This window comes from Flavobacterium esculini, assembly GCF_048284325.1.
GTDB lineage: Bacteria > Bacteroidota > Bacteroidia > Flavobacteriales > Flavobacteriaceae > Flavobacterium.
Map to the genome: position 1 here is coordinate 1 of NZ_JBLVPI010000006.1, position 21,348 is coordinate 21,348.

The 21,348-nt window shown below is 34.8% G+C and carries 20 protein-coding genes, 1 tRNA gene and 1 pseudogene; 10 read left to right on the plus strand and 12 right to left on the minus strand.

All coding sequences use genetic code 11. The features are described from left to right. Positions 1-1,173: IS21 family transposase (istA, locus tag ACNQGG_RS06800; protein WP_417962432.1), on the minus strand; the 1,173-nt coding region annotated here is incomplete at its 3' end. A 38-nt stretch (positions 1,174-1,211) separates the two neighbouring features. Here istA and ACNQGG_RS06805 point away from each other — a divergent pair. The 6 genes from ACNQGG_RS06805 (at position 1,212) to ACNQGG_RS06830 (ending at position 6,819) form a co-directional block, all read left to right on the plus strand. After that, a complete protein-coding gene (locus ACNQGG_RS06805) occupies positions 1,212-1,379 on the plus strand; it encodes a hypothetical protein (protein WP_417962434.1) in 168 nt (55 codons plus the stop codon). Between the two features lie 14 nt (positions 1,380-1,393). Next, on the plus strand, positions 1,394-1,885 hold the full coding sequence (locus ACNQGG_RS06810; protein ID WP_417962436.1) for a hypothetical protein: 492 nt from the start codon (positions 1,394-1,396) through the stop codon (positions 1,883-1,885). A gap of 214 nt (positions 1,886-2,099) precedes the next feature. Continuing rightward, positions 2,100-3,251, plus strand: a complete 1,152-nt coding sequence (locus ACNQGG_RS06815; RefSeq protein WP_417962438.1) for a hypothetical protein — start codon at positions 2,100-2,102, stop codon at positions 3,249-3,251. Positions 3,252-3,411: 160 nt separating this feature from the next. Then, a complete protein-coding gene (locus tag ACNQGG_RS06820) occupies positions 3,412-5,175 on the plus strand; it encodes a hypothetical protein (RefSeq protein WP_417962440.1) in 1,764 nt (587 codons plus the stop codon). 171 nt (positions 5,176-5,346) lie between these two features. Then, positions 5,347-5,982: a hypothetical protein gene (locus tag ACNQGG_RS06825; protein ID WP_417962442.1), complete on the plus strand. Its 636-nt coding sequence runs from the start codon at positions 5,347-5,349 to the stop codon at positions 5,980-5,982. 150 nt (positions 5,983-6,132) lie between these two features. After that, positions 6,133-6,819: a hypothetical protein gene (locus ACNQGG_RS06830; protein ID WP_417962444.1), complete on the plus strand. Its 687-nt coding sequence runs from the start codon at positions 6,133-6,135 to the stop codon at positions 6,817-6,819. Positions 6,820-6,927: 108 nt separating this feature from the next. Here ACNQGG_RS06830 and ACNQGG_RS06835 read toward each other — a convergent pair. Beyond that, positions 6,928-7,004 (minus strand) — tRNA-Ala (locus tag ACNQGG_RS06835). Between the two features lie 127 nt (positions 7,005-7,131). On the opposite strand from ACNQGG_RS06835, the gene ACNQGG_RS06840 reads away from it, so the two are divergent. The 3 genes from ACNQGG_RS06840 (at position 7,132) to ACNQGG_RS06850 (ending at position 9,315) form a co-directional block, all read left to right on the plus strand. Next, positions 7,132-7,899: an enoyl-CoA hydratase/isomerase family protein gene (locus tag ACNQGG_RS06840; protein ID WP_417962446.1), complete on the plus strand. Its 768-nt coding sequence runs from the start codon at positions 7,132-7,134 to the stop codon at positions 7,897-7,899. Positions 7,900-8,087: 188 nt separating this feature from the next. Continuing rightward, positions 8,088-8,552 (plus strand): 6-pyruvoyl trahydropterin synthase family protein, encoded by a 465-nt coding sequence (locus tag ACNQGG_RS06845; RefSeq protein WP_417962448.1) that lies wholly within the window; start codon positions 8,088-8,090, stop codon positions 8,550-8,552. A 4-nt stretch (positions 8,553-8,556) separates the two neighbouring features. Beyond that, positions 8,557-9,315: a UDP-2,3-diacylglucosamine diphosphatase gene (locus ACNQGG_RS06850; RefSeq protein WP_417962450.1), complete on the plus strand. Its 759-nt coding sequence runs from the start codon at positions 8,557-8,559 to the stop codon at positions 9,313-9,315. Here ACNQGG_RS06850 and ACNQGG_RS06855 read toward each other — a convergent pair. From ACNQGG_RS06855 to ACNQGG_RS06880, 6 genes are all read right to left on the minus strand, one after another. Next, positions 9,312-9,668, minus strand: coding sequence for a hypothetical protein (locus ACNQGG_RS06855; protein ID WP_417962452.1), 357 nt, complete (start codon positions 9,666-9,668; stop codon positions 9,312-9,314). The two genes, ACNQGG_RS06850 and ACNQGG_RS06855, sit on opposite strands and share 4 nt — an antisense overlap. A gap of 146 nt (positions 9,669-9,814) precedes the next feature. Continuing rightward, positions 9,815-11,086 carry an MFS transporter gene (locus tag ACNQGG_RS06860; RefSeq protein WP_417962454.1) on the minus strand — a complete coding sequence of 424 codons (1,272 nt, stop codon included), beginning with the start codon at positions 11,084-11,086 and terminating at the stop codon, positions 9,815-9,817. Between the two features lie 13 nt (positions 11,087-11,099). After that, positions 11,100-12,788 (minus strand): single-stranded-DNA-specific exonuclease RecJ, encoded by a 1,689-nt coding sequence (recJ, locus tag ACNQGG_RS06865; RefSeq protein WP_417962456.1) that lies wholly within the window; start codon positions 12,786-12,788, stop codon positions 11,100-11,102. Between the two features lie 49 nt (positions 12,789-12,837). Further along, positions 12,838-13,182, minus strand: a complete 345-nt coding sequence (locus ACNQGG_RS06870; RefSeq protein ID WP_417962458.1) for a HopJ type III effector protein — start codon at positions 13,180-13,182, stop codon at positions 12,838-12,840. Between the two features lie 7 nt (positions 13,183-13,189). Beyond that, positions 13,190-13,903 carry a 16S rRNA (cytidine(1402)-2'-O)-methyltransferase gene (gene rsmI, locus ACNQGG_RS06875; RefSeq protein ID WP_039108596.1) on the minus strand — a complete coding sequence of 238 codons (714 nt, stop codon included), beginning with the start codon at positions 13,901-13,903 and terminating at the stop codon, positions 13,190-13,192. 135 nt (positions 13,904-14,038) lie between these two features. Continuing rightward, the gene (locus ACNQGG_RS06880; RefSeq protein ID WP_417962460.1) at positions 14,039-15,010 is read right to left on the minus strand and encodes a hypothetical protein; all 972 of its coding nucleotides are present in this window, start codon (positions 15,008-15,010) and stop codon (positions 14,039-14,041) included. A gap of 197 nt (positions 15,011-15,207) precedes the next feature. On the opposite strand from ACNQGG_RS06880, the gene ACNQGG_RS06885 reads away from it, so the two are divergent. Then, positions 15,208-15,798, plus strand: coding sequence for a thymidine kinase (locus ACNQGG_RS06885; protein ID WP_417962462.1), 591 nt, complete (start codon positions 15,208-15,210; stop codon positions 15,796-15,798). Positions 15,799-15,938: 140 nt separating this feature from the next. Here the strand turns inward: ACNQGG_RS06885 and ACNQGG_RS06890 are convergent. The 4 genes and pseudogenes from ACNQGG_RS06890 to asnS all read right to left on the minus strand — a co-directional run. Further along, positions 15,939-16,019, minus strand: a pseudogene (locus ACNQGG_RS06890) (transcriptional regulator); the annotation flags it as partial. Positions 16,020-16,031: 12 nt separating this feature from the next. Next, a complete protein-coding gene (locus ACNQGG_RS06895) occupies positions 16,032-17,876 on the minus strand; it encodes an ATP-binding protein (RefSeq protein WP_417962464.1) in 1,845 nt (614 codons plus the stop codon). A 300-nt stretch (positions 17,877-18,176) separates the two neighbouring features. Next, a complete protein-coding gene (gene rpoN, locus ACNQGG_RS06900) occupies positions 18,177-19,643 on the minus strand; it encodes an RNA polymerase factor sigma-54 (RefSeq protein WP_417962466.1) in 1,467 nt (488 codons plus the stop codon). 80 nt (positions 19,644-19,723) lie between these two features. Then, on the minus strand, positions 19,724-21,160 hold the full coding sequence (asnS, locus tag ACNQGG_RS06905) for an asparagine--tRNA ligase (protein WP_416835862.1): 1,437 nt from the start codon (positions 21,158-21,160) through the stop codon (positions 19,724-19,726). Positions 21,161-21,348 lie beyond the last annotated feature (188 nt).

Sequence of the window (21,348 nt, forward strand, 5' to 3'; positions counted from 1 at the left end):
AGGTTTGTAATTTCGTTCATGAACAGCTATTCGATTGTATTTATAATAGATCTCCACGGTTGATTTGGTGTACAAGAGTTTCGCTTTTTTCTTTACATACTGATATGGAACACTGTAGTAATTTTTGTCTTGACTTAATTGGACATGCCCGTTTTGCATTACCGTTGCAAAGGATTGGTATTTGATTTCAAAGCGCTCTTGTGGCAGTGGGCGCAGTTTTTGTTTCTCATCTTCTAAAAACAATTCTTTTCGAGAGTAAGGGCGTCCTGTGAGTTTTCGACTGTTATGAGTATCCAATAAATCCCATATCTGCTGGTTTAATTCTTCAAGGCTAAAGAATTTAGTTTCTTTTAAGTTTACATAAATCCTTCTGTACAATATCTTAACAGCTCCTTCAACTAATGACTTATCTCTGGGTTTATAAGCTCTGGCTGGCAAGATTGTAGTTTCGTAATGTTCGGCTAAATCGGCCAGGGTTTCATTAATTGTTGGCTCAAAACGACTACTTTTTATTACTGCAGATTTTAAATTATCGGGGACAATTGCCTCAGGAGTGCCTTCAAAAAAACGCATGGCATTTTCTACCGAAGTGACAAAATCTTCCTTTTGCTGGCTCATGGAAGCTTCGGCATACGTGTATTGACTGGCTCCCAAGATAGCTACAAAAAATTGTACTTCTTTGATTTCCCCAGTGTCGTTATCAATAATGGAGAGTGTTTTTCCGGCATAATCCACATACATTTTATCACCGGCTTTGTGATTCATATGCATTACGGGATTGACTCGTTTACTCCATACTTTGTAGTGATGAGCAAATTGAGAACTCCTGTAACCTTCAGGGTTTATGGCAATATATTGTTCCCACATATGTTGTATGGTAACGCCAACTTTTTTTAGTTCACGCTCCATTTTAGGGAAAAAACTATGGAGTGTCTGCAATTTGGGACTAATTGATTCCACAGTAGTCTGTGAAAACAAAAGCTCTAGTTCTGCATCTGTTTTTTTATCAATTAATTCAAAGCTTAATCCGAGAACTTCAAATAAAGAAATATACTTCTTTACCGTATTCCTGGAAAGGGATAAGTAGCTACTTATAAATAACTTGCTTTTTCCGTCACAATAGAATTTAATTACTTTTCTAATTTTACTCATGTCTGTTATTTTGTTTGCCATAATCCGTATTTTTTTAACGAATGTATGGTTCTAACAACATGAAAAAGTCAGTAGTTTTTAATAATCAATTTACCCCAAAATTAGGTGGTCAATTTGAATTGGAAAGTGGTGGTCAGTTTGCTCCGGAACTGGTGGTCAATTTACACTGGAAAGTGGTGATCAATTTGACCGGTTTTTCCATTATACTAAAGATGCTATTGAATTAGTTGCATATACAGGTATGAGAATAGAAGAAACCATGGTTTTAAAGTTTTCCGATATTGTTTTAGATGATGATGGAAATATTCAACATTTAGTTGGAACAGATTTAAAATTTGAAAGGGCTCATAATTGGAACAACACCAAGGCTCCTAAAAAAGTTATGATTCCAACCTCAATTGAGTTAGAGAACTTATTGAATAGATTAGAGTATAAGAAATATTTAGGTGCTGATAAATATCTGATTGCCGATGATTATGATATTTCTAGAAAAACTCTTAAAACCCAATTAAGCCATTCGTTTACTTTTTTTAGAAAGAAAGCGGGACTCTCTGATGATTTTAGTATTAAGCATTTGCGAAAAACGTTTTTAACCAAATTGCATACTAAAACGGGTTTTATTGAGTCTTTGGGATATCAAAGGTCAGCAAAAGTAACACTGAATAATTATATTGACAAGGTTCAGGTCGTAAAGGAAATTAACAAAATAGGGTTTGGATATTTTAATGAATAGTATATTCTATGAAGCAAAACCATTGAAAGATATGTTTTCCTAAAGCTTAAAAAGTATCTTACAAATAAAATGTTCATTCGATGATTTGTAAAGAATAAAATGTAAATTGGGTTTTGAAAAAATGTGTACATAAATACAGACAATCACCAAAAATAAGGTGTAAAGCTGTAGCAGAGTCATCAAATTAATAAGTTAGCAATAATTATTCAGAACAATGGAGGAAATTAACAACGAATTGATACGCCTTTTTGAAGGAGCAAAAACAAAAAATGAGTTTGATTTTGTTCAAACTTTAATCAATTATCGAGGTCTAGGAACTCATAAATTAATAACTAATTTATACGAATGGTTCGAGGCTATGGAATATTACATAGAACTTTACAATACTGAAGCAGAACCAAAAAAGAAAATTAGAATTGGATTGTTAATATATTCTACTTTTCAAGAAAATAGTGATTTTTATAATATAATTGGCAGTTTATGCAATATTAATCTAGGTCTAAAACCATCATCATATTTATATTGGAAAACTAAAAAGTATGAACGCTTCTTAGGAATTAGTGAAAAGCAAAATTTTTTACTCGAAAAACTTTATGATTCTAATTTCATAAATATTGTTGACTTTATTGAAAAAAATATTCACACAGCAATACGAAACAATTTTTTCCATTCAACTTATTCTTTATCAGATGAAGAATTTATTCTACATGACTCTGAACCTGTCAATATAGACGGAACCACATATTATCAGTTAAATCTTCAAGACCAATTATTTCCTTTAATTGAAAATGTAACCTCTTTTTTAAAAACATTCAAACAGGAATTTTTTAAACATTTTGAAAGTTATAAAGTAGACAAAGATGTGATTGGTTACTTCCCCAATAAATGTACTGTAACAATACTTGGTAATGAAAATGGACTTCAAGGATTTAAAATTGCAAATGCAGTTAAATTTTTTGATGAATTTCATGATTCTGGTATTTGGTATAATTCAGGAACGGATATGTTTGAGGGACATAATATAAGATTTGATAGCCCATCAATAGAGCAAATAGAACTTCACGAACAATTAGAAAGGTACCATGGGAAAGATGATATTCATCAAAATGATACAGAGTTTCATAATATGGTTGAAAAAGTGATGGAGAGAAATATTAATAATGAGCTTAGTTTTACAACAACTCTTTTATTAAAATTTGGTGATTTACGGTTTGAAAAAATGGAAAAGGAAACTAACCCTTTTAAGAAAAGAAGCTTTTCAAAATTTATATTACCATTCTATGAAAAAGCTTTGTCAATAGCTAAAGGTAAAATTGACACAAGTGACTTGGAAAAAAAGATTCAAATTCTCGTAAGTCTACAATAACTACAGCTAATTACAATGGATTTGGGCAATTTACTTAATGGGAAGTTGGTTTTGTATTTGAGATGATTTGACAAATCCGAAATAGAGCTTTATTTAGTCTCAAACCTGCTGTACTAGCAAGACCTTAAGTGCAATATTAAAACATAACATCACTCAGAATATGAATCAATCATGGTTTGAAATGCAAGATTTGAGAAAACGCAAATTGGATAATTCAGTTTGGATTCCTCTTCGTGCAGAAAAATCAATACGAAATGATATAGGTTTTGGTAAAATTGGCTACCAAGAAGAATTTATTGGTCATGGTTCTGTAATGATTTCTGTTGACAAAAAAACTGAGACTGAAAATTTGAATTGGAGTGATATTGGGATAAGTCATATACATGGTTTTAGCTTTTTTGGTGGAAAATATATGCAATCTGACTTATACGAAGGTGAAGATTTTGAAGGAATACATTTAGTCTTAAATCAAAGTTTTGATAACAATTTTGACAACAATGAATGGCACTTGCATCAAGATTTAGTTATTAGTTTAGGATTAAAAAGAGAAGGAGATATTTGGCTATGCCCAAAAGAAGGATACGTAGAAGTTGCAAAACTTGAACGAGATGATGAAGGCTTACCTATAGTTCTTCAAATCAAAAATCAATTTCTCAAAGACTATTTGTGTGCAAGAGGTTGCGGATTATACATAACTTCTTATTTCAGTAGAGATAAAATATTCGACAATAAATCTACTCTTTCATGGAATGAAGATTCTAAAGATAGTAAAGACGGTAAAGATTTTTGGGAGTGTAGAGTTTTAGAAATCCATGAAGGCGGATTTTCATTTGGACAGAAAATAGCAGTTTCTCATGTAGGCAGAACTGATATTGATGAAGATGATGACGTGCCTGATATGACTTCTTTTCCAAATGACACTAATGTAAAATCTGAATTTTATGAAAAAAGTTTTAAAGGGAAGAAGTTGTATAGAATTATAGCAGAACTTTGGAAATACGAATGGATTAATCCATCTAAAATAAGCCCAATAGTATTAGGAGATAAACAACCAATTGATATTTTTTACATTGTTGATGTGACAGGAAATAAAGAAAGCGGAAGTGACTTGAAAAAAGGAGGTAAATGGCTTTGGTTTAAACCAGATTTAGTTTCAACTTTATTATCACAGCGGGGTAGCTTTTTAAATTGGTATACAAAAGACACAGGTAGTGTTTCATGCGCACCAGCTTGGGGAATTCATTTTGGAATGAATGACTTAGGTCTAATTACGGTATATGCAAAAGACATAGGTAATTTGCCATTATGGCAACAACAAATTTGGGCAGGACACAATATTTCTCCAGAAGGTGGTATATCCAAAGAATTACACGCATCTCAGGTAAAAGCAGACCCTGCCTCCACTCTTGCTCCTGAAGAATTCATTGAAAGTGTTATTAATGAAATAAATGAAGCAGCTAAAAAGCAACTCAGTATCCAGTTTTTCAGAGGACACAGTTCAATTAATAATATAATAAAATCAATAAACAGATTTAGAGCTGTTGATGAGAAAGGTTTATTCTCTCTTGCTAAGGATATTGCAAGAATAATTGTTGATGACATTGACGTAGAGTCTCTCCAGAAAATTGCAATACCTCCTAAAAACACAAAATGGGGTTCTTTAAAAACTGTCGAAAACCTTTTATCGCTAAAGATACCACAAGAAGAAGCAAGACAAATATTAAGCACATTTGTTGGAGTATACGAATTAAGACACGGAGATGCCCATTTACCAAGTAGTGATATTGAAAATTCGTTTAATTTGATTGAAATAGACAGAAGTTTACCATGTGTAATACAAGGTTATCAAATGATATTTGCATGTGTTGACAATCTACATGTAATTCTCAGAATTATTGAAAAGTGGAACGAAATAAAAAAATAAAATATTACACTAATACACGTCTCTATCCAAATGAAGATTAGGATAATTTAAATCTCTTTATTATGTTTTCTACAAAGTCGAAAATTGAAGGCTACTAAGCACACTTCATTTTAAAGTGATAGGACATTAATACCTCATTTAAGTCAAACCATAAATAATAATCTGAATAATATGATTGAAGCTCCATCATTAAACGCAATAAAACAACATAGACAGGAACATAATAATGCAATTTGCTGTATTCTTTTCGCTCCCAAATTTTCTAAACTTGGATATGAAGACATCATCAAAAGATTTGGGTATTTAGATAGTCGAACTAGTGAGAGACTTCATGTGTATTGTGCAGGTTACGGAGCATACTGGAATGACATTTATGCTCCAGATAAAGAAGAAGTAGGAGTTGTAAAATACAGCAATGGAGTAAGCTTTAAATGGGAATTTAGTCAAAAACTTTTTGCACTATTCATTGACGAATTAGAACTAGAAACTTCTTGGAAATACTCGGGTGGGACAGAATTAATACTCCTAAATTCTGATGCAGATTTTTCTAACTGCATAATTTTCAAAATTGAAGAGATGATTAAAGATAAGGTTATTGATTCAGCTAATGATATACTTGAAGCATTAATACAACATTCACGCTCTGATACAAATAGTTTAGGTAAATTTAGTTTAAACGGAGTAGGTAAACAGACAGCTGAAGAAATTGTAGATTCTGTTGTTAGTTGCCTTCCTAAACCTTTTGAATCGTTGCTAAATATTTGGAAAAAAGGAAAGCATTATACATTAGTTAATATGATAAAATAAAAATGAACATATAAAACTAAAACAGATTTGAGCATTTGGTTTATGGAAATTTGGTTTTGTATTTGGCAAATCCGAATAATAGGCTTAATTTAATCCTATACCCTATGTAATCCTAGAACGTTTGATGTAATTTTTTAATAAAACTCGATTTTGAAAGACGATTTGAAATGTTTGTATTGCGGAGAAAAGGCAAATAATCGAGAACATGTTCCATCAAAAGGTTTATTGGAAAAACCATATCCGAATAATTTAATAACAATTCCAGCGTGTCAAATATGCAATAATTCATTTTCTTTAGATGAAGAATATTTTTTGAATGTTTTGGCTACGCTATCCGAAAGTGGACCTTTAGTTACAAGAACAGAATCAGGAGGGAAAATTTACAAATCTAGAGAGCGAAATAGTACATTATATAAACGGCTATTAAATTCCCTAGTTCAAGAAGAAGATGGTAGAACTTATTTTAAACCAGAAATTGATAGATTAAAAAGAGTTATTGAAAAGTATGCTTTCGGAATTTATTATAACAAATATGAAAAACACGCTCCACTAAATTTATTTAAATGTGTTGGATTCTATCCTTTTCAAGCCGAAGAAACAAGACCATCAGAAATAGTATTACTGACACATTCTGAAAAATTTAAATTAAAAAAATGGATTCACATTCAAGAAAATGTCTTTTCGTACATAGTTGTGCGGGATTGGAGAAGAAATAATAAATTGACAATGATTTTCCATGTTCATAATACGGCTTGGTGCGTTATTCAAATTCCATATCCAACTTCAAATAAATGGAACAAGCGGAATATTGAAGGGCAATTTAAGATTTTCGACTAAAAAAGTAGTAAGACTAGAATTACTTCATATAATTTTCCGAAACTACACTCTAAAAGGGCACTTAGATAAAATAAAAAAACCTTACATCTCTGTAAGGCTTGATTTTACTGGTGGAGAATACCGGATTCGAACCGGTCACCTCTTGCCTGCCAGGCAAGCACTCTAGCCAAATGAGCTAATCCCCCAAACTAGATCGCAAATATAAGATATTAATAAAGCAAAAAGCAAATTTCATAAATACAAATCCATACTATTTGAAAAAAAAGCAAAAGCATCCTTTACTTTTTTTAACTTTACATCAAAATAGGTGCTATGGTAACAGAAATTCCAACAGGTTCGATCATCACAACAATCGAAAATAAAATCGCAACAGTTGAATTTGGTCATCCGGCGAGCAATTCCTTTCCAAGAGAATTGTTAGACCGTCTAACAAAGGAGTTCAATAGGTTGAGTACGAATGCCGCTGTATCGGTGATTATTGTAAAAAGCGAAGGCACGGCTGCTTTTTGTGCCGGAGCTTCGTTTGATGAACTTTTGGCGGTTTCTAGTCTAGAAGAAGGAACCAGATTCTTCTCGGGATTTGCACATTTGATTAATGGCATGAGAAATTGCTCCAAACTAATTGTTGGGCGCATTCACGGAAAAGCAGTTGGGGGTGGCGTAGGAATTGCTTCGGCTTGCGACTATACATTGGCAACAAGCAATGCTTCGATCAAATTATCAGAGTTGGCGATAGGAATTGGACCCTTTGTAATTGAACCCGTAGTTTCCAGAAAAATTGGAAAAATGGCCATGGCTGAAATGACGCTGGCAGCACACGAATGGAAAACCGCCGATTGGGCAAAAGACAAGGGTTTGTATGCCAATACTTTCGAAACTATCCAAGAACTTGATGTCGCAATAACTGATTTCAGTGCTAAATTGGCCAGTTATAACCCGGAAGCGTTACTGGAAATGAAAAAAGTGTTGTGGGAAGGAACCCAAGATTGGGAAACACTATTGCTGGAGCGTGCCGCTATTTCGGGGAGATTAGTATTATCTGATTTTACCAAAAAGGCGTTGTCTCAATTTAAAAAGTAATCTTTTTAGAATTTCTTTAGGAGCTATTTCCTGCTGTCCACTATATCTTTTGAGAAGGTGAAGAAAAATCAGCTTCTCAAAAGGATGCCGTTTCCATCAGGGCTAGGCACCATTGGAATCCAAATACCAAGATTTACAACTCATTTCTCATATCAATTTGCTAAATTTGCAATCAAAATTAAACTTCGATGAGCAATATCAGAATTACAAAACAATTTAGTTTCGAAACCGGTCATGCTTTGTATGGTTATGACGGGAAATGTAAAAATGTTCATGGGCATAGTTATAAATTGTCAGTAACCGTAATAGGGCAGCCAATCGAAAACCGTAACGACGTAAAATTTGGAATGGTAATCGATTTTTCTGATTTGAAAAAAATTGTAAAAGAAGAAATTGTAGATCAATTTGACCATGCTACGGTTTTTAACGAAACCACTCCTCATATTGAATTAGCAAACGAATTAAAAAATCGGGGACATCACGTTATTTTGGTAGACTATCAGCCAACAAGCGAGAATATGGTAGTCGATTTTTCTCAAAGAATAATGAGAAGATTACCGGAAGGAATTAAATTGTTCTCCCTAAAATTACAGGAAACCGAATCTTCTTTCGCCGAATGGTTTGCAAGTGACAATATGAAATCGATACTGTAGCTTCATGAAATTACCGAACAACAAAAAGATATATTTCGCCTCCGATCAGCATTTTGGAGCCCCAACCCCGGAATTGAGTTTTCCGAGAGAACAAAAATTTGTGGCTTGGCTCGATGAGGTAAAAAAAGACGCGGAAGCTATTTTTTTAGTGGGTGATTTATTTGATTTTTGGTTCGAATATAAAACAGTGGTCCCAAAAGGATTTATTCGTGTTTTGGGTAAACTGGCCGAAATTCGCGACAGCGGAATCCCTATTTATTTCTTCGTGGGAAATCATGATTTGTGGATGGATGATTATTTCCAGAAAGAGTTGAATATTCCGGTGTATCATGATAATCAGGAATATACTTTTGGTGATAAAACGTTCTTAGTGGGTCATGGCGATGGGAAAGGTCCCGGTGACTTGGGGTACAAACGCATGAAAAAAGTGTTTACAAATCCATTCTCAAAATGGCTTTTTAGATGGCTTCATCCTGATATTGGAGTAGGATTGGCGCAATATCTTTCGGTAAAAAATAAATTGATTTCCGGTGATGAAGATGTAACCTTTCTTGGTGAAGACAAGGAATGGTTGATTCTCTATTCCAAAAGAAAACTAGAAACCAAACATTACAATTACCTTGTTTTTGGACACCGTCACTTGCCAATGAAAGTAACGGTTGGTGAAAATTCCGAATATGTTAATCTTGGTGACTGGATAACGTATTTCACGTATGGTGTTTTTGATGGCGATACTTTCGAAATCAAAAAGTATGAAAACTAATTCATCCCTACACCATATAAATAATCATCCAGATTCATTTTAAACAAAGTCCCTTCCACCAAGTCTTTTACGGCATTTAATTCTTCCATGGAAACGGACAAATCAATTTGGGAACAAGGTGTTTTTAGTAAGAATTTCTGGCATTTGTTTTTAAGTTCGCAATCGTCACAACATTTATTTAGTATGCTACTTTCTTCAATGCAATATTTAAAAACTTGGAGTTCGTGTTTGGTAAAATAAAACCCCGTTTCTCTAAAAATCAATTGAATTTTGTCTGTTATTACTTCATCTTCTTTTTTCCAGTAAAAAGAAGTTCCTGAATCATTGTAGTATATCTGTTTTATTTCTTTCATATGAAAATTGTTTAAAACAAATATAATAATTATTTAGATTTATTCTAAATAAAAAAATATAAAAAAGACATAAAAAAATCGGTAAGAAATCCTGAGATTATTTTACCGACTAGCTATATAAAGTGTTTTGAGAAAATCTCTGTTTGTTAATCGCCTTTTTCATGTTCGTCAATGTCCTTTTGTAAGTCCAGTTTTCTAAAGCCCGGCGAGAATATTCCCGTTCCAAGCACTATCAAAAGTGTCATGCTTCCGCCAAAAACAACTGCAGTTACCGTTCCCATTAATTTTGCTGTTAATCCGCTTTCAAAAGCACCCAATTCATTGGAAGAGCCCACAAAGATTGAATTCACTGCCGAAACTCGGCCCCGCATGTGATCCGGAGTTTTCAATTGCAAAATAGTTTGACGTATCACCACCGAAATTCCATCAACAGCACCGCTTAAAAACAATGCCAATACAGACAACCAGAAAATAGTGGAAAGTCCAAAGACAATAATACAGATTCCAAAAGCAAAAATCGCTGACAAAAGCTTTATTCCCGCGTTTTTATTCATTGGCACATAGGCTGAAATAATCAGTGTTAAGAAAGAACCAACAGCTGGAGCAGCTCGCAACACACCAAAACCTTCGGGTCCGACTTTTAAAATATCCTGGGCAAAAATGGGTAACAAAGCTACCGCTCCGCCAAAAAGAACCGCCGCCATATCCAGTGATAAAGCTCCCAAAATGGTTTTGTTATGGAAAACAAATTTCACGCCCTCTTTCAAACTTTCCATAATGGGTTCCCCAATTTTTGGGTTCAAAATAGGCTTAGCGGCTATTTGGGACAAAACGATTAAAGAAAAAACGGAACATAAAAAAACGGAACACATTGACCAGTGAACACCAATCAAAGTAATTGAAAAACCCGCTACAGCAGGTCCTAAAACAGCGCCTATTTGCCAAACCGTACTACTCCATGTGGCTGCGTTTGGATACACTTTTTTCGGAACAATCAATGATAAAAGCGAAAATATCGTTGGGCCGAGAAAGGAACGTACAATTCCGCCCAGAAAAACCAGAAAATAAATGCCATACAAAATTGCTTGTGTAGAATATCCACTTACAATTGGCGGCCAAGTTAACATAAACAGCCCAAAACTGATTGCTGAAAATCCTAAAATACACTTGAAAAGAAGTCCTTTTTTCTCCTTTTGATCTACAATATGTCCTGCGAATAAGGCCATGGCAATAGCAGGAATTATTTCCATTAATCCAATTATTCCTAATGAAAGTGGATTTTTGGTGATACTGTATACTTGCCATTCAATAATGATAAACTGCATGGACCAGGCAAAAACCATGGCGAAACGTAATAATAAAAAAGTATTGAATTCTTTATAACGTAAGGCTGCATAAGGATCGTGTGAGTGTTTCATTTTTGTAACCATATTATTTAATATCTCTTAATCGTAATTGTAAACTGACATTTCCTTTCCATTCATTTTCATCAATAGAATAAACCATTTCAAAAGGGTGGCCGTTTTTAGTAGTTTCTAATTTTTTGCCTAAGCCAAAGCCTATCGCAGCAATGCCCTCGGAATTATGTTGTTTTACAAACAGTTTTAAATGTTCGTCTTCTTGACCCATTGGCTTTCCGTAACCGGTATCTTTTACATTTTTGGTTAAGAAAACGGGGGTCATATTTTGCGGTCCAAATGGCTCAAATTGTTTTAGAATCCGAGTCAGTTTTGGAGTAATATCGGCAAAATTAATTTCGGCGTCAACTGAAATTTCTGGAGTCAACATATCAGGATGGATGGTTTTTTCGACTTCTTTTTCGAAAGCATCTTTGAAAAGTTGGTAGTTTTCTTCTTTTAAAGTCATTCCGGCAGCATACATGTGACCACCAAATTGCTCCAAATGTTCCGCACAAGCTTCGAGTGCATTATAGACATCAAATCCTTTTACAGAGCGAGCAGAAGCTGCGTATTTATCGCCACTTTTGGTAAAAACTAAGGTTGGACGATAATAGGTTTCTATCAATCGGGAAGCTACAATTCCAATGACTCCTTTGTGCCAATCTTCTTGAAAAACTACGGAAGTGAATCGCTCTTTTTCCTGATTGTCTTCAATTTGCGAAAGTGCTTCTTTGGTGATTTGTTTGTCTAATTCTTTCCTGTCGGAATTGTATTTTTCGATTTCAGAGGCAAATTGTTGCGCCTGCTCAAAATTAAATTCGGTTAATAATTCCACCGCATGATTACCGTGTTTGATGCGACCCGCAGCGTTGATCCTTGGTGCGATGATAAAAACGACATCGGTAATATCTAAGGTTTGTTTTTTTACTTGGTGAATCAAAGCTTTGATTCCGGGTCTCGGTTGAGTGTTGATGACTTGTAATCCAAAATATGCCAATACTCTATTTTCGCCAGTCATCGGGACAATATCAGCCGCAATGGCAGCCGCAACCAAATCCAAATAAGGAAATAAGTCTTCGATGGTTTCCTCACGGTTTTGACCTAGAGCCTGAATCAATTTGAAACCAATTCCGCAACCACATAATTCATCATACGGATAGTTACAATCATCCCGTTTTGGATCGAGAACCGCAACGGCTTCAGGTAAGTTTACTCCAGGTCTGTGGTGATCACAAATGATAAAATCAATGTTTCGCTCTTTGGCGTAGGCCACATGATCTATGGATTTTATACCACAATCCAAAGCAATGATAAGTGAAAATCCATTATCATCGGCAAAGTCAATTCCTTTAAAAGAAATTCCGTACCCTTCATCATAACGATCCGGAATATAAGTGGCAACGTTAGGATAATAGGTTCTTAAATACGAAGAAACGAGGGAAACAGCTGTTGTTCCATCGACATCATAATCGCCAAAAACGAGAATATTCTCTTGGTTTTCAATCGCTTTTTCGATACGTTCTACCGCCTTTTCCATATCTTTCATCAAGTATGGATCGTGTAAATCATCTAAACTGGGACGAAAAAATCGTTTGGCACCCTCGAAAGTTTCAATGCCACGTTGCACTAATAATGTTGCCACAAAATCTTCTACATTCAAAGCTTGAGCGAGATGTTTCACGGTATCTTCGGAAGGTTTTGATTTAATGGTCCAACGCATATAGTTTGGTTTTTTATATTTAGGAAAGAGTTTTACAATTTTAGCAATGCTATTTTGAGATCAAAGCTATTCTATCAAATTGAATTCCGTTCCATCCTGTTTTCATGAAATTACGAATGTTTTGATGATCCGTTCCTTCTGGGTTTTTCAAAACGTCGTCAAAATAATAGGCTCCAAAACAGGCTAATGTTTCTGCTTCGGTTAAGTTTTGTAATTGGGCAAAAGCAAATAATTTGCAAGAGCCGGAATTTTCTCCTGCGGCATTGATTTGAGAACCGTTTTGAAATGTAGTTGGAGTAAAAGTATAGTTTTCTTCAATGGTAGCGATGGTTTCTGTAAATGCAATTGCTTCCGGAGTTTCTTTTAGTTTTTCTAAGAAAGATGCTGTATTCATATTTATATTATTCTTCTGATGAAAATTTTGATTTTTTAGGGTCTTTGGTAATTGTTTTTCCACTGACTACGACGACAATTTCGCCTCTTGGTGCTATTTTTTCAAAATGGGCTACGACTTCTTTGACCGTTCCACGGATGTTTTCTTCGTGCATTTTTGATAATTCCCGTGAAACTGATATTTGTCGGTCTTCGCCAAAATAGGTAATGAATTCCGCTAAAGTTTTTACTAATTTATGCGGAGAAACATATAAAATCATTGTGCGCGTTTCTTCTGCCAAAGCTAAATAGCGAGTTTGACGTCCTTTTTTGTCAGGCAAAAATCCTTCAAAAACAAACTTGTCATTGGGTAAGCCGCTATTGACTAATGCAGGAACGAAAGCCGTTGCACCAGGCAAACATTCTACGTCAATTCCATTTTCGACACAAGCTCGGGTTAATAAAAAACCAGGATCAGAAATGGCAGGCGTTCCCGCATCCGAAATCAAGGCGATATTTTCTCCGGCTTTTAATCTCGAAATTAAATTTTCGATGGTTTTGTGTTCGTTGTGCATGTGATGGCTGTACATGTGCGTGCCAATTTCAAAATGCTTCAACAATTTTCCGCTAGTTCGCGTGTCTTCGGCGAGAATCAAATCGACTTCTTTAAGAATCCGAATCGCTCGAAAAGTCATGTCTTCGAGATTGCCGATAGGTGTGGGAACGATATATAATTTTGACATAAATTAAAAAATTAAACACATCCCGAATTTTCGAGATAAGAAGTAAAACGGAATCAATTTTAAAACTTAAAATCCATTCCTTTTTTTATTATTTTGTTTTTGTTCGAAGGAACACTCAGAACAATTCAAACAGAATTACAAGAATTTTTTCTCGATAATGTCCATAAAACGTTCCTCGTAATCTTGTTTTCCTTCCCAGTTATTATAATCTGGTTTTACCATTTCCTGAATAAAATCTCTAGTTTCGTAGAACGTGTCAAACGTGATTAATTGATTTAAAACACGGTTGTAATCCTCACTGCTGTTACCAAAAAGGTGTTTTGTAAATGCAATGCGATCATTCAAATCAATATTGATATTTTTAGCTAACTTTTCGTTTAAGGAAGCTGTTTTTGGTTCCACCGGTTCCGGTTTCACTTCTTCAATAGTATCCAATTGTTTTTCTTCGAAATCAATTGCAATGGCAGTAGGGATATTTTCAAGCGGATGTACTTTTACAAACTGGGTATCACTATAATTCCCACCTAATAAATCTTCGAAAGAAATCTGGACTGCTTCCATTTTCTTTGGCGTTTCAATTTCAGCTACTTTTTCTTCTTCCACTTCCTCTTCTTCTGATAATTCGAAAGCGGGCAGGAATGGAGCAGTTTCCGGAGCTGTTATTTCTTCTTCAATTGCGGTTTCCTCTTCTGCTACTATTTCTTCTTCAATTACTGGTTCTTCCGCTGCAACGATTTCTTCTTTTTTCTCTAGAGGCGTTTCGATAGTTTCTTCAGTAATTATTTCCTCAGGAACAATAGTTGCAATTGGCTGAAATAATCCCGTTTTTTCTGTGTTTTTTTCGATTGTAATCTCTTCAACAGTTGTTTTAGTTTCGGATTGTACAGTTTCCTTTTGGTCAAAAACTTCCTCAATTTTTTTCTCTATTTCAACAATTCCAATAGTTGGTTTTGCTTCACTAAAATGCTCGTCTACAAATCGCAAGACAGAAAGTTTTTCATACAGTTTCTGCGTTTCCAGATATAATTGATTGATATCAGATTTATTTTTTAGTTGTAATATTCTGTGTGCAATGCTGATTAAATCGGCTTCCAATTTTTTTTTCATAACTTTGAAATTATAGTGTGTTAGGCGGGTCTTTTTCAATAAATTTCTTCCTGAGTTTTATTTAGCATAAGGAAGAAGTAACCTTTAATAAAAATGTCATACTTTTGAAACGACGTAAAAGTATAAAATTTTTAAGTCGGTTTTATCCGTTACAAAGTAATAAAAACTATTCATTTTTTAAGTCAGAAAAATACAAAATGTTTCTCGAAAATACAGTAAATCATAAAGAACAATTTGGTTGGATTGAAGTCATTTGTGGCTCCATGTTTTCGGGTAAAACCGAGGAACTCATCCGTCGTCTGAAAAGAGCGCAATTTGCCAAACAAAAAGTGGAGATTTTCAAACCAGAAATTGATACACGCTATCATGACGATAGGGTAGTTTCGCATGATGCTAACGAAATCCGTTCTACGCCCGTTCCTGCGGCCGCAAATATTGCTATTTTAGCGCAAGGTTGTGATGTGGTGGGTATTGACGAAGCGCAGTTTTTTGATGACGAAATTGTCAAGATTTGTAATGATTTGGCAAACCAGGGAATCCGAGTAATTGTTGCCGGATTGGATATGGATTTCAAGGGAAATCCTTTTGGTCCGATGCCTGCATTGATGGCGACTGCCGAATATGTCACCAAAGTTCACGCCGTATGCACCCGCACCGGAAATCTGGCTAATTATAGTTTCCGCAAAACTGATAATGACAAACTTGTCATGTTAGGCGAAACCGAAGAATATGAACCGTTGAGCCGTGCCGCATATTATCATGCGATGCGGAAAGATCAGGATAAGTAAATCCTCTCTCTTCCCGAAGCTTCGGGACTCTCCAAAGGAGAGGGAGCCAAAACTGGATTGGAATATAAAAGTATTGAAACGACAAACCCTTTCGAAGTTTAGAACTCCGAAAGGGTTTTTTTAATTTCCTTGTGATATGACTATAGTTCAATCTGAATTTTTACTTTTCCACCTAAACCTTTTTCTACAATATCATACAGGGTTTTAAGGGTAAGGTTAGTAAATTTGGTTTGTTAGTTTAATCGTTTCTTAATTTCTTCAAACCAATGATTAACTTCATCATAAGCATTTCTCTGTTGGAGTAGAGCAATTGTCATTTGAGAGGAAGTATTTGAATTCAAATGCTTTTTTACATGTCCTGAGCATTTATCTCGATAATGTTTTCCCTGCTCTTCCCATACTTTTAATGGACTTCTTTGCTGATGCCTTAATTTTGCAATAGATGTAGAAATATCTGATTCATCATCAATTACTATTGTTATTGGAAAACCATCATTTATTTGGAAACTTGGAATTACAATACTTTCATGAAAGTAGTTTTCAAGTTCTCTTTTTTTGGTAAGGACAGCATAATGTTCTAATCCTCTATTGTTTACTTCATCAACAAATTCTTTATATTTTAGATCTTCGTCTTTGTCATAAATATGTACTTCTTGCTTATTTAGCTTTTTTAGATAATTATTTGTAACCCAATGTCCTAAAGTCCCACCACCTAAACTGATTGCAACAATTCGATTGTCGTTTATTAAATCAACTCCGAATAATGGTGCTATATTGTTGAAAAAAGCTATATCGCTGGGACCTTCTAGACATAAAAAAACTTTTACCTGTTCAGGTTGTTTTTCAAGAGAAGGTAAAACACCTAATGTCTTAGCAATAATTTCTAAGTTACTGTCGCTTCCAACCTCAATTTTATTTTCAGCTCCATCTCTGTAAATAAATCTTAGATTTTCAATAGGAATTAAACTACCCAATGATGGACTATGAGTTGTTGCTATTATTTGCGCAGTTCCATTTTCTGCAAGCTCTTTTAAAGCATCGATAAGTTTGATTTGCCAGTCAGGATGTTGAGAAGTTTCAGGTTCTTCAATTGCATAAATTACATTTGGAATATTTTTTTCCTTTTTTTTCCTTTCTGCTTCCGCTCTAAAAAAATTGATCAATAAAAGTCTTCTTACTCCACTTCCACGTTTATTCATTGGTATGTCATCACTTGTTAGAGTTGGAGTGAAAAGTGTATGCCATTTTAATTCTTTTGGAAATTGAGGAGAAAGTTGCTTAGCAACTTCTTCATTCATTTCCTTTAATTTCTCAATTGTCAAGTTCGCGATTTCAGCAACTTCTTTTTCAACTTCTTCTTTTATTTTATTTAATGCTACTAAATGTTTTTTAAAAGCTTGTTCAGCTGCAAATTTTAAAGGATCTTGGATCTCTTTGTCTTTTTCATCATTTTTTCTGTCAGATTGAAAAAGAGCAAATAAAGGAAGTTCTGGAGATATTTTGTCCCAGATGTCCTTGACTCCTTCTTCGCTAATTTCTAATTCAGTTTTATTTAAAGTTAATGCTACCCCAAGATTATCCCAGATTGCTTTTCGTATTTCATTTTTTACACTTGCTTTAAAATCACCAGCAACGTTCAAATGCTTTGCTCTGCTTTGTAGCTCTTTAATTTTTAAAGTATGTAAGTCGTTTGCGTCTATGTTAGATGGATGATTGCAGACAATGAAGGTTTTAGGTTTTGATACAGTTGAGAAATCTTTTTTAATTTCTAGAAGCAATTCAGGATTAAGTAAAAATTCATCTTTTAGATTTGTTTTAGCACCGGCATCAAGATTAATCTCACTTGGAAGACTTGAAAATACAACTGTAAGTTTAACAGCATCTTTGTTCTTTTTAGCTTCGAGATTTACATCATCGGAATCTAATTTTCTATTTTCAAAAAATATATCTAAACCTTCTAAAATTGTAGATTTACCGATATCATTTTTTCCAATTAAAACTGTTAAGTCGTTAAATGAAATGGTTATTGGTTTTCTGTAACCTCTAAAATTTTCTAATGTAAAATTTACAATCTTCATATATGGTTATTATTAAAGTTAGGATGTTCTTTAAACTGAAGTCTAATTCATAAATATCACTCTCCAAATCAGGATGGTATAATTGTTTTGTTTTTAGTCATTTAAAATCGACAAAATACGATTTTTTAAGATGATGTTTTTTTCAAACTCCCACTCTGCAAGTTCAATTTTTTCAACTCCCTAAACAATACCCACTTCTAATGATATTTAACATATTGTGAAACAGTAAATTTTTCTCATAAAAAAAAGGGGAAACTTGTTTTGAAACAAGTTTCCCCTTTTAGTATTTTAAATCCCAGATTACATTTTCTTCCTCATTCTCGCTACCGGAATATCGAGTTGTTCCCTGTATTTAGCAATCGTTCTTCTTGCAATTGGATAGCCCTTCTCTTTAAGGATTTCGGCTAGTTGATCGTCCGGAAGTGGTTTTTTCTTGTCTTCTTCCTCAATAGTATTCTGAAGAATTTTCTTGATTTCAAGCGTAGAAACATCTTCCCCTTGATCATTTTTCATCGATTCCGAAAAGAATTCCTTTATCAGTTTGGTGCCATAAGGCGTTTCTACATATTTACTATTGGCCACACGAGAAACGGTCGAAATATCAAGACCTACCATATCGGCAATGTCTTTTAGAATCATGGGTTTCAATTTGGTTTCATCACCGTCAAGGAAATATTCCTCCTGATAATGCATAATGGCATTCATGGTTACAAAAAGCGTTTCTTGGCGTTGGCGTATCGCATCGATAAACCATTTAGCCGAATCCAGTTTTTGTTTGATAAACTGTACCGCATCTTTTTGCTGCGCTGATTTATCACGGGAATCCTTGTAGGTTTGCATCATTTCCTGATAATCTTTAGAAACATGCAGGGAAGGAGCATTTCGTCCATTTAAGGTCAATTCCAGTTCACCGTCCACAATTCTGATGGCAAAATCAGGAACTACGTTTTCAGTAACTTTATTATTTCCCGTAAAAGAGCCACCTGGTTTTGGATTCAGTTTTTCTATTTCGTGAATGGCTTTTTTAAGCTGCTCATTCGAAACATTGTATTTTTGAATTAATTTATCGTAATGTTTTTTGGTAAACGCATCAAACTGATTTTCGATAATATCCGTGGCTAATTCCACGTATTCCGTAGGTGTTTTATGCTTCAATTGCAACAATAAACATTCCTGTAAATCTCGTGCTCCCACGCCCGAAGGTTCTAGCTCATGAATAACCTGCAACATTTTTTCCACCATTTTCTCATCGGTGTAAATTCCTTGGGTAAATGCCATATCGTCCACCATATCAGGAACGCTACGACGGATATAACCCATGTCATCGATACTTCCTACCAGAAATTCGGCAATTTCACGCTCTTCATCATTCAAGATGAACGTATTCAACTGATTGATTAAATCCTGGTGAAAACTTACAGGAGCCGCAAAAGGCGTTTCGCGATCATCGTCATCATCACTATAATTGTTGGCTTGTGTTTTATAATCCGGTGTTTCGTCGTTGCTTAAATATTCGTCTATGTTAATGTCTTCGGCATCAATTCGCTCCGATTCAGCATCATCATAATCGTCATAATCTTCGTTCTCGAACTCATCTTTCTCATAATCCTCTTCTTCTTTTCCAGTTTCCAGCGCTGGATTTTCGTTCATTTCTTCCAATAAACGTTGTTCGAAAGCTTGCGTAGGCAATTGAATTAACTTCATCAACTGGATTTGTTGAGGAGATAATTTCTGAGATAATTTTAAATTTAAGAATTGCTTTAGCATTAAGTTTAATCGTTTATTTGTTTAATCGTTTATTCGGGATGATCGGTTAAACAAATAAACGATTAACCGAATAAACCTTTTTAGAATTCCGCATTCATTGGCGTTCTTGGAAAAGGAATTACGTCACGAATGTTCGTCATTCCGGTTACAAACAATACCAAACGTTCGAATCCAAGTCCAAAACCAGAGTGAACTGCTGAACCAAATCGACGTGTATCAAGATACCACCACAATTCTTCTTCGTCAATTCCTAATGCTTTCATTTTTTCTACCAAAACGTCAAAACGTTCTTCTCTTTGAGAACCACCTACGATTTCTCCAATTCCAGGGAAAAGGATATCCATGGCGCGAACTGTTTTTCCGTCCTCGTTCAAACGCATGTAAAATGCTTTTATATTTGCTGGATAATCAAACAAGATCACCGGACATTTAAAGTGTTTCTCCACCAAATAACGTTCGTGTTCACTTTGTAAATCAGCACCCCATTCGTTGATGATATAGTTGAATTTTTTCTTTTTATTTGGTGTACAATCTCTTAAAATATCAATTGCTTCCGTGTACGAAACACGTTTGAAATTGTTTTCCAAAACAAAGTTTAATTTGTCAAGCAAAGCCATTTCGCTTCTCTCGGCAACCGGTTTAGATTTCTCTTCATCCAATAATCTTCCTTCAAGGAATTTCAAATCCTCCGGACATTTGTCCATCGTATATTTGATTACATACTGAATAAAATCTTCGGCCAAATCCATGTTGTCATTTAAATCATTGAAAGCCACTTCTGGCTCAATCATCCAAAATTCCGCAAGGTGACGCGAAGTATTCGAGTTTTCGGCTCTAAAGGTGGGTCCAAAAGTATAAATCTGACCCAAAGCCATAGCAAAAGTCTCTCCTTCCAATTGTCCCGAAACCGTAAGATTCGTTTCTTTCCCGAAGAAATCTTCCTTGTAATTCACTTTCCCGTCTTCAGTTCTTGGCGTTCCGTCAAATGGCAAAGCGGTAACTTTGAACATTTCACCGGCACCTTCAGCATCCGATCCCGTGATGATTGGCGTATTCACATACACAAAACCTTTCTCTTGAAAATAACTGTGAACTGCATATGATAGTACGGAACGCACTCTCATAATCGCACCAAACATATTGGTACGAACTCTTAAATGTGCATTTTCACGCAAGAAATCCAAGCTCGGTTTGTTTTTAGGTTGTATCGGGAACTTCTCAGCATCCGAATCTCCAAGGATTTCCAGTTTTGCCACCTGAATTTCAAATTGTTGCCCAGCGCCTTTACTTTCTACCAAAGTTCCAGTTACAGAAATCGCTGCGCCAGTAGTAATTCTCTTTAAAGTCTCGTCTGGAGTATTCTCAAAATCGACAACACATTGTATATTATTGATAGTTGAACCATCGTTCAACGCGATAAATTGATTGTTTCTAAAAGTTCTCACCCATCCTTTTGCATTAACTTCATGAAGCGTCGTGGTACTGTTTAGTAAGTCTTTAACTTTTGTGTGTCTCATTTTAAGTATATAATTGATATTGAAAATTGTCTTGTAACCGAAGTGCAAATATAAAGGATTTGTTTTAAAAGTCATTGCGAGAAATAGGGTAATCTGGCTGTCATTGCGAATTTCTGAAGCAATCTCCCGCTATCCGCTATATCTTTGTGTTTTTAAATAAAAAACACAAAGGATGCCGCTGCTATCGG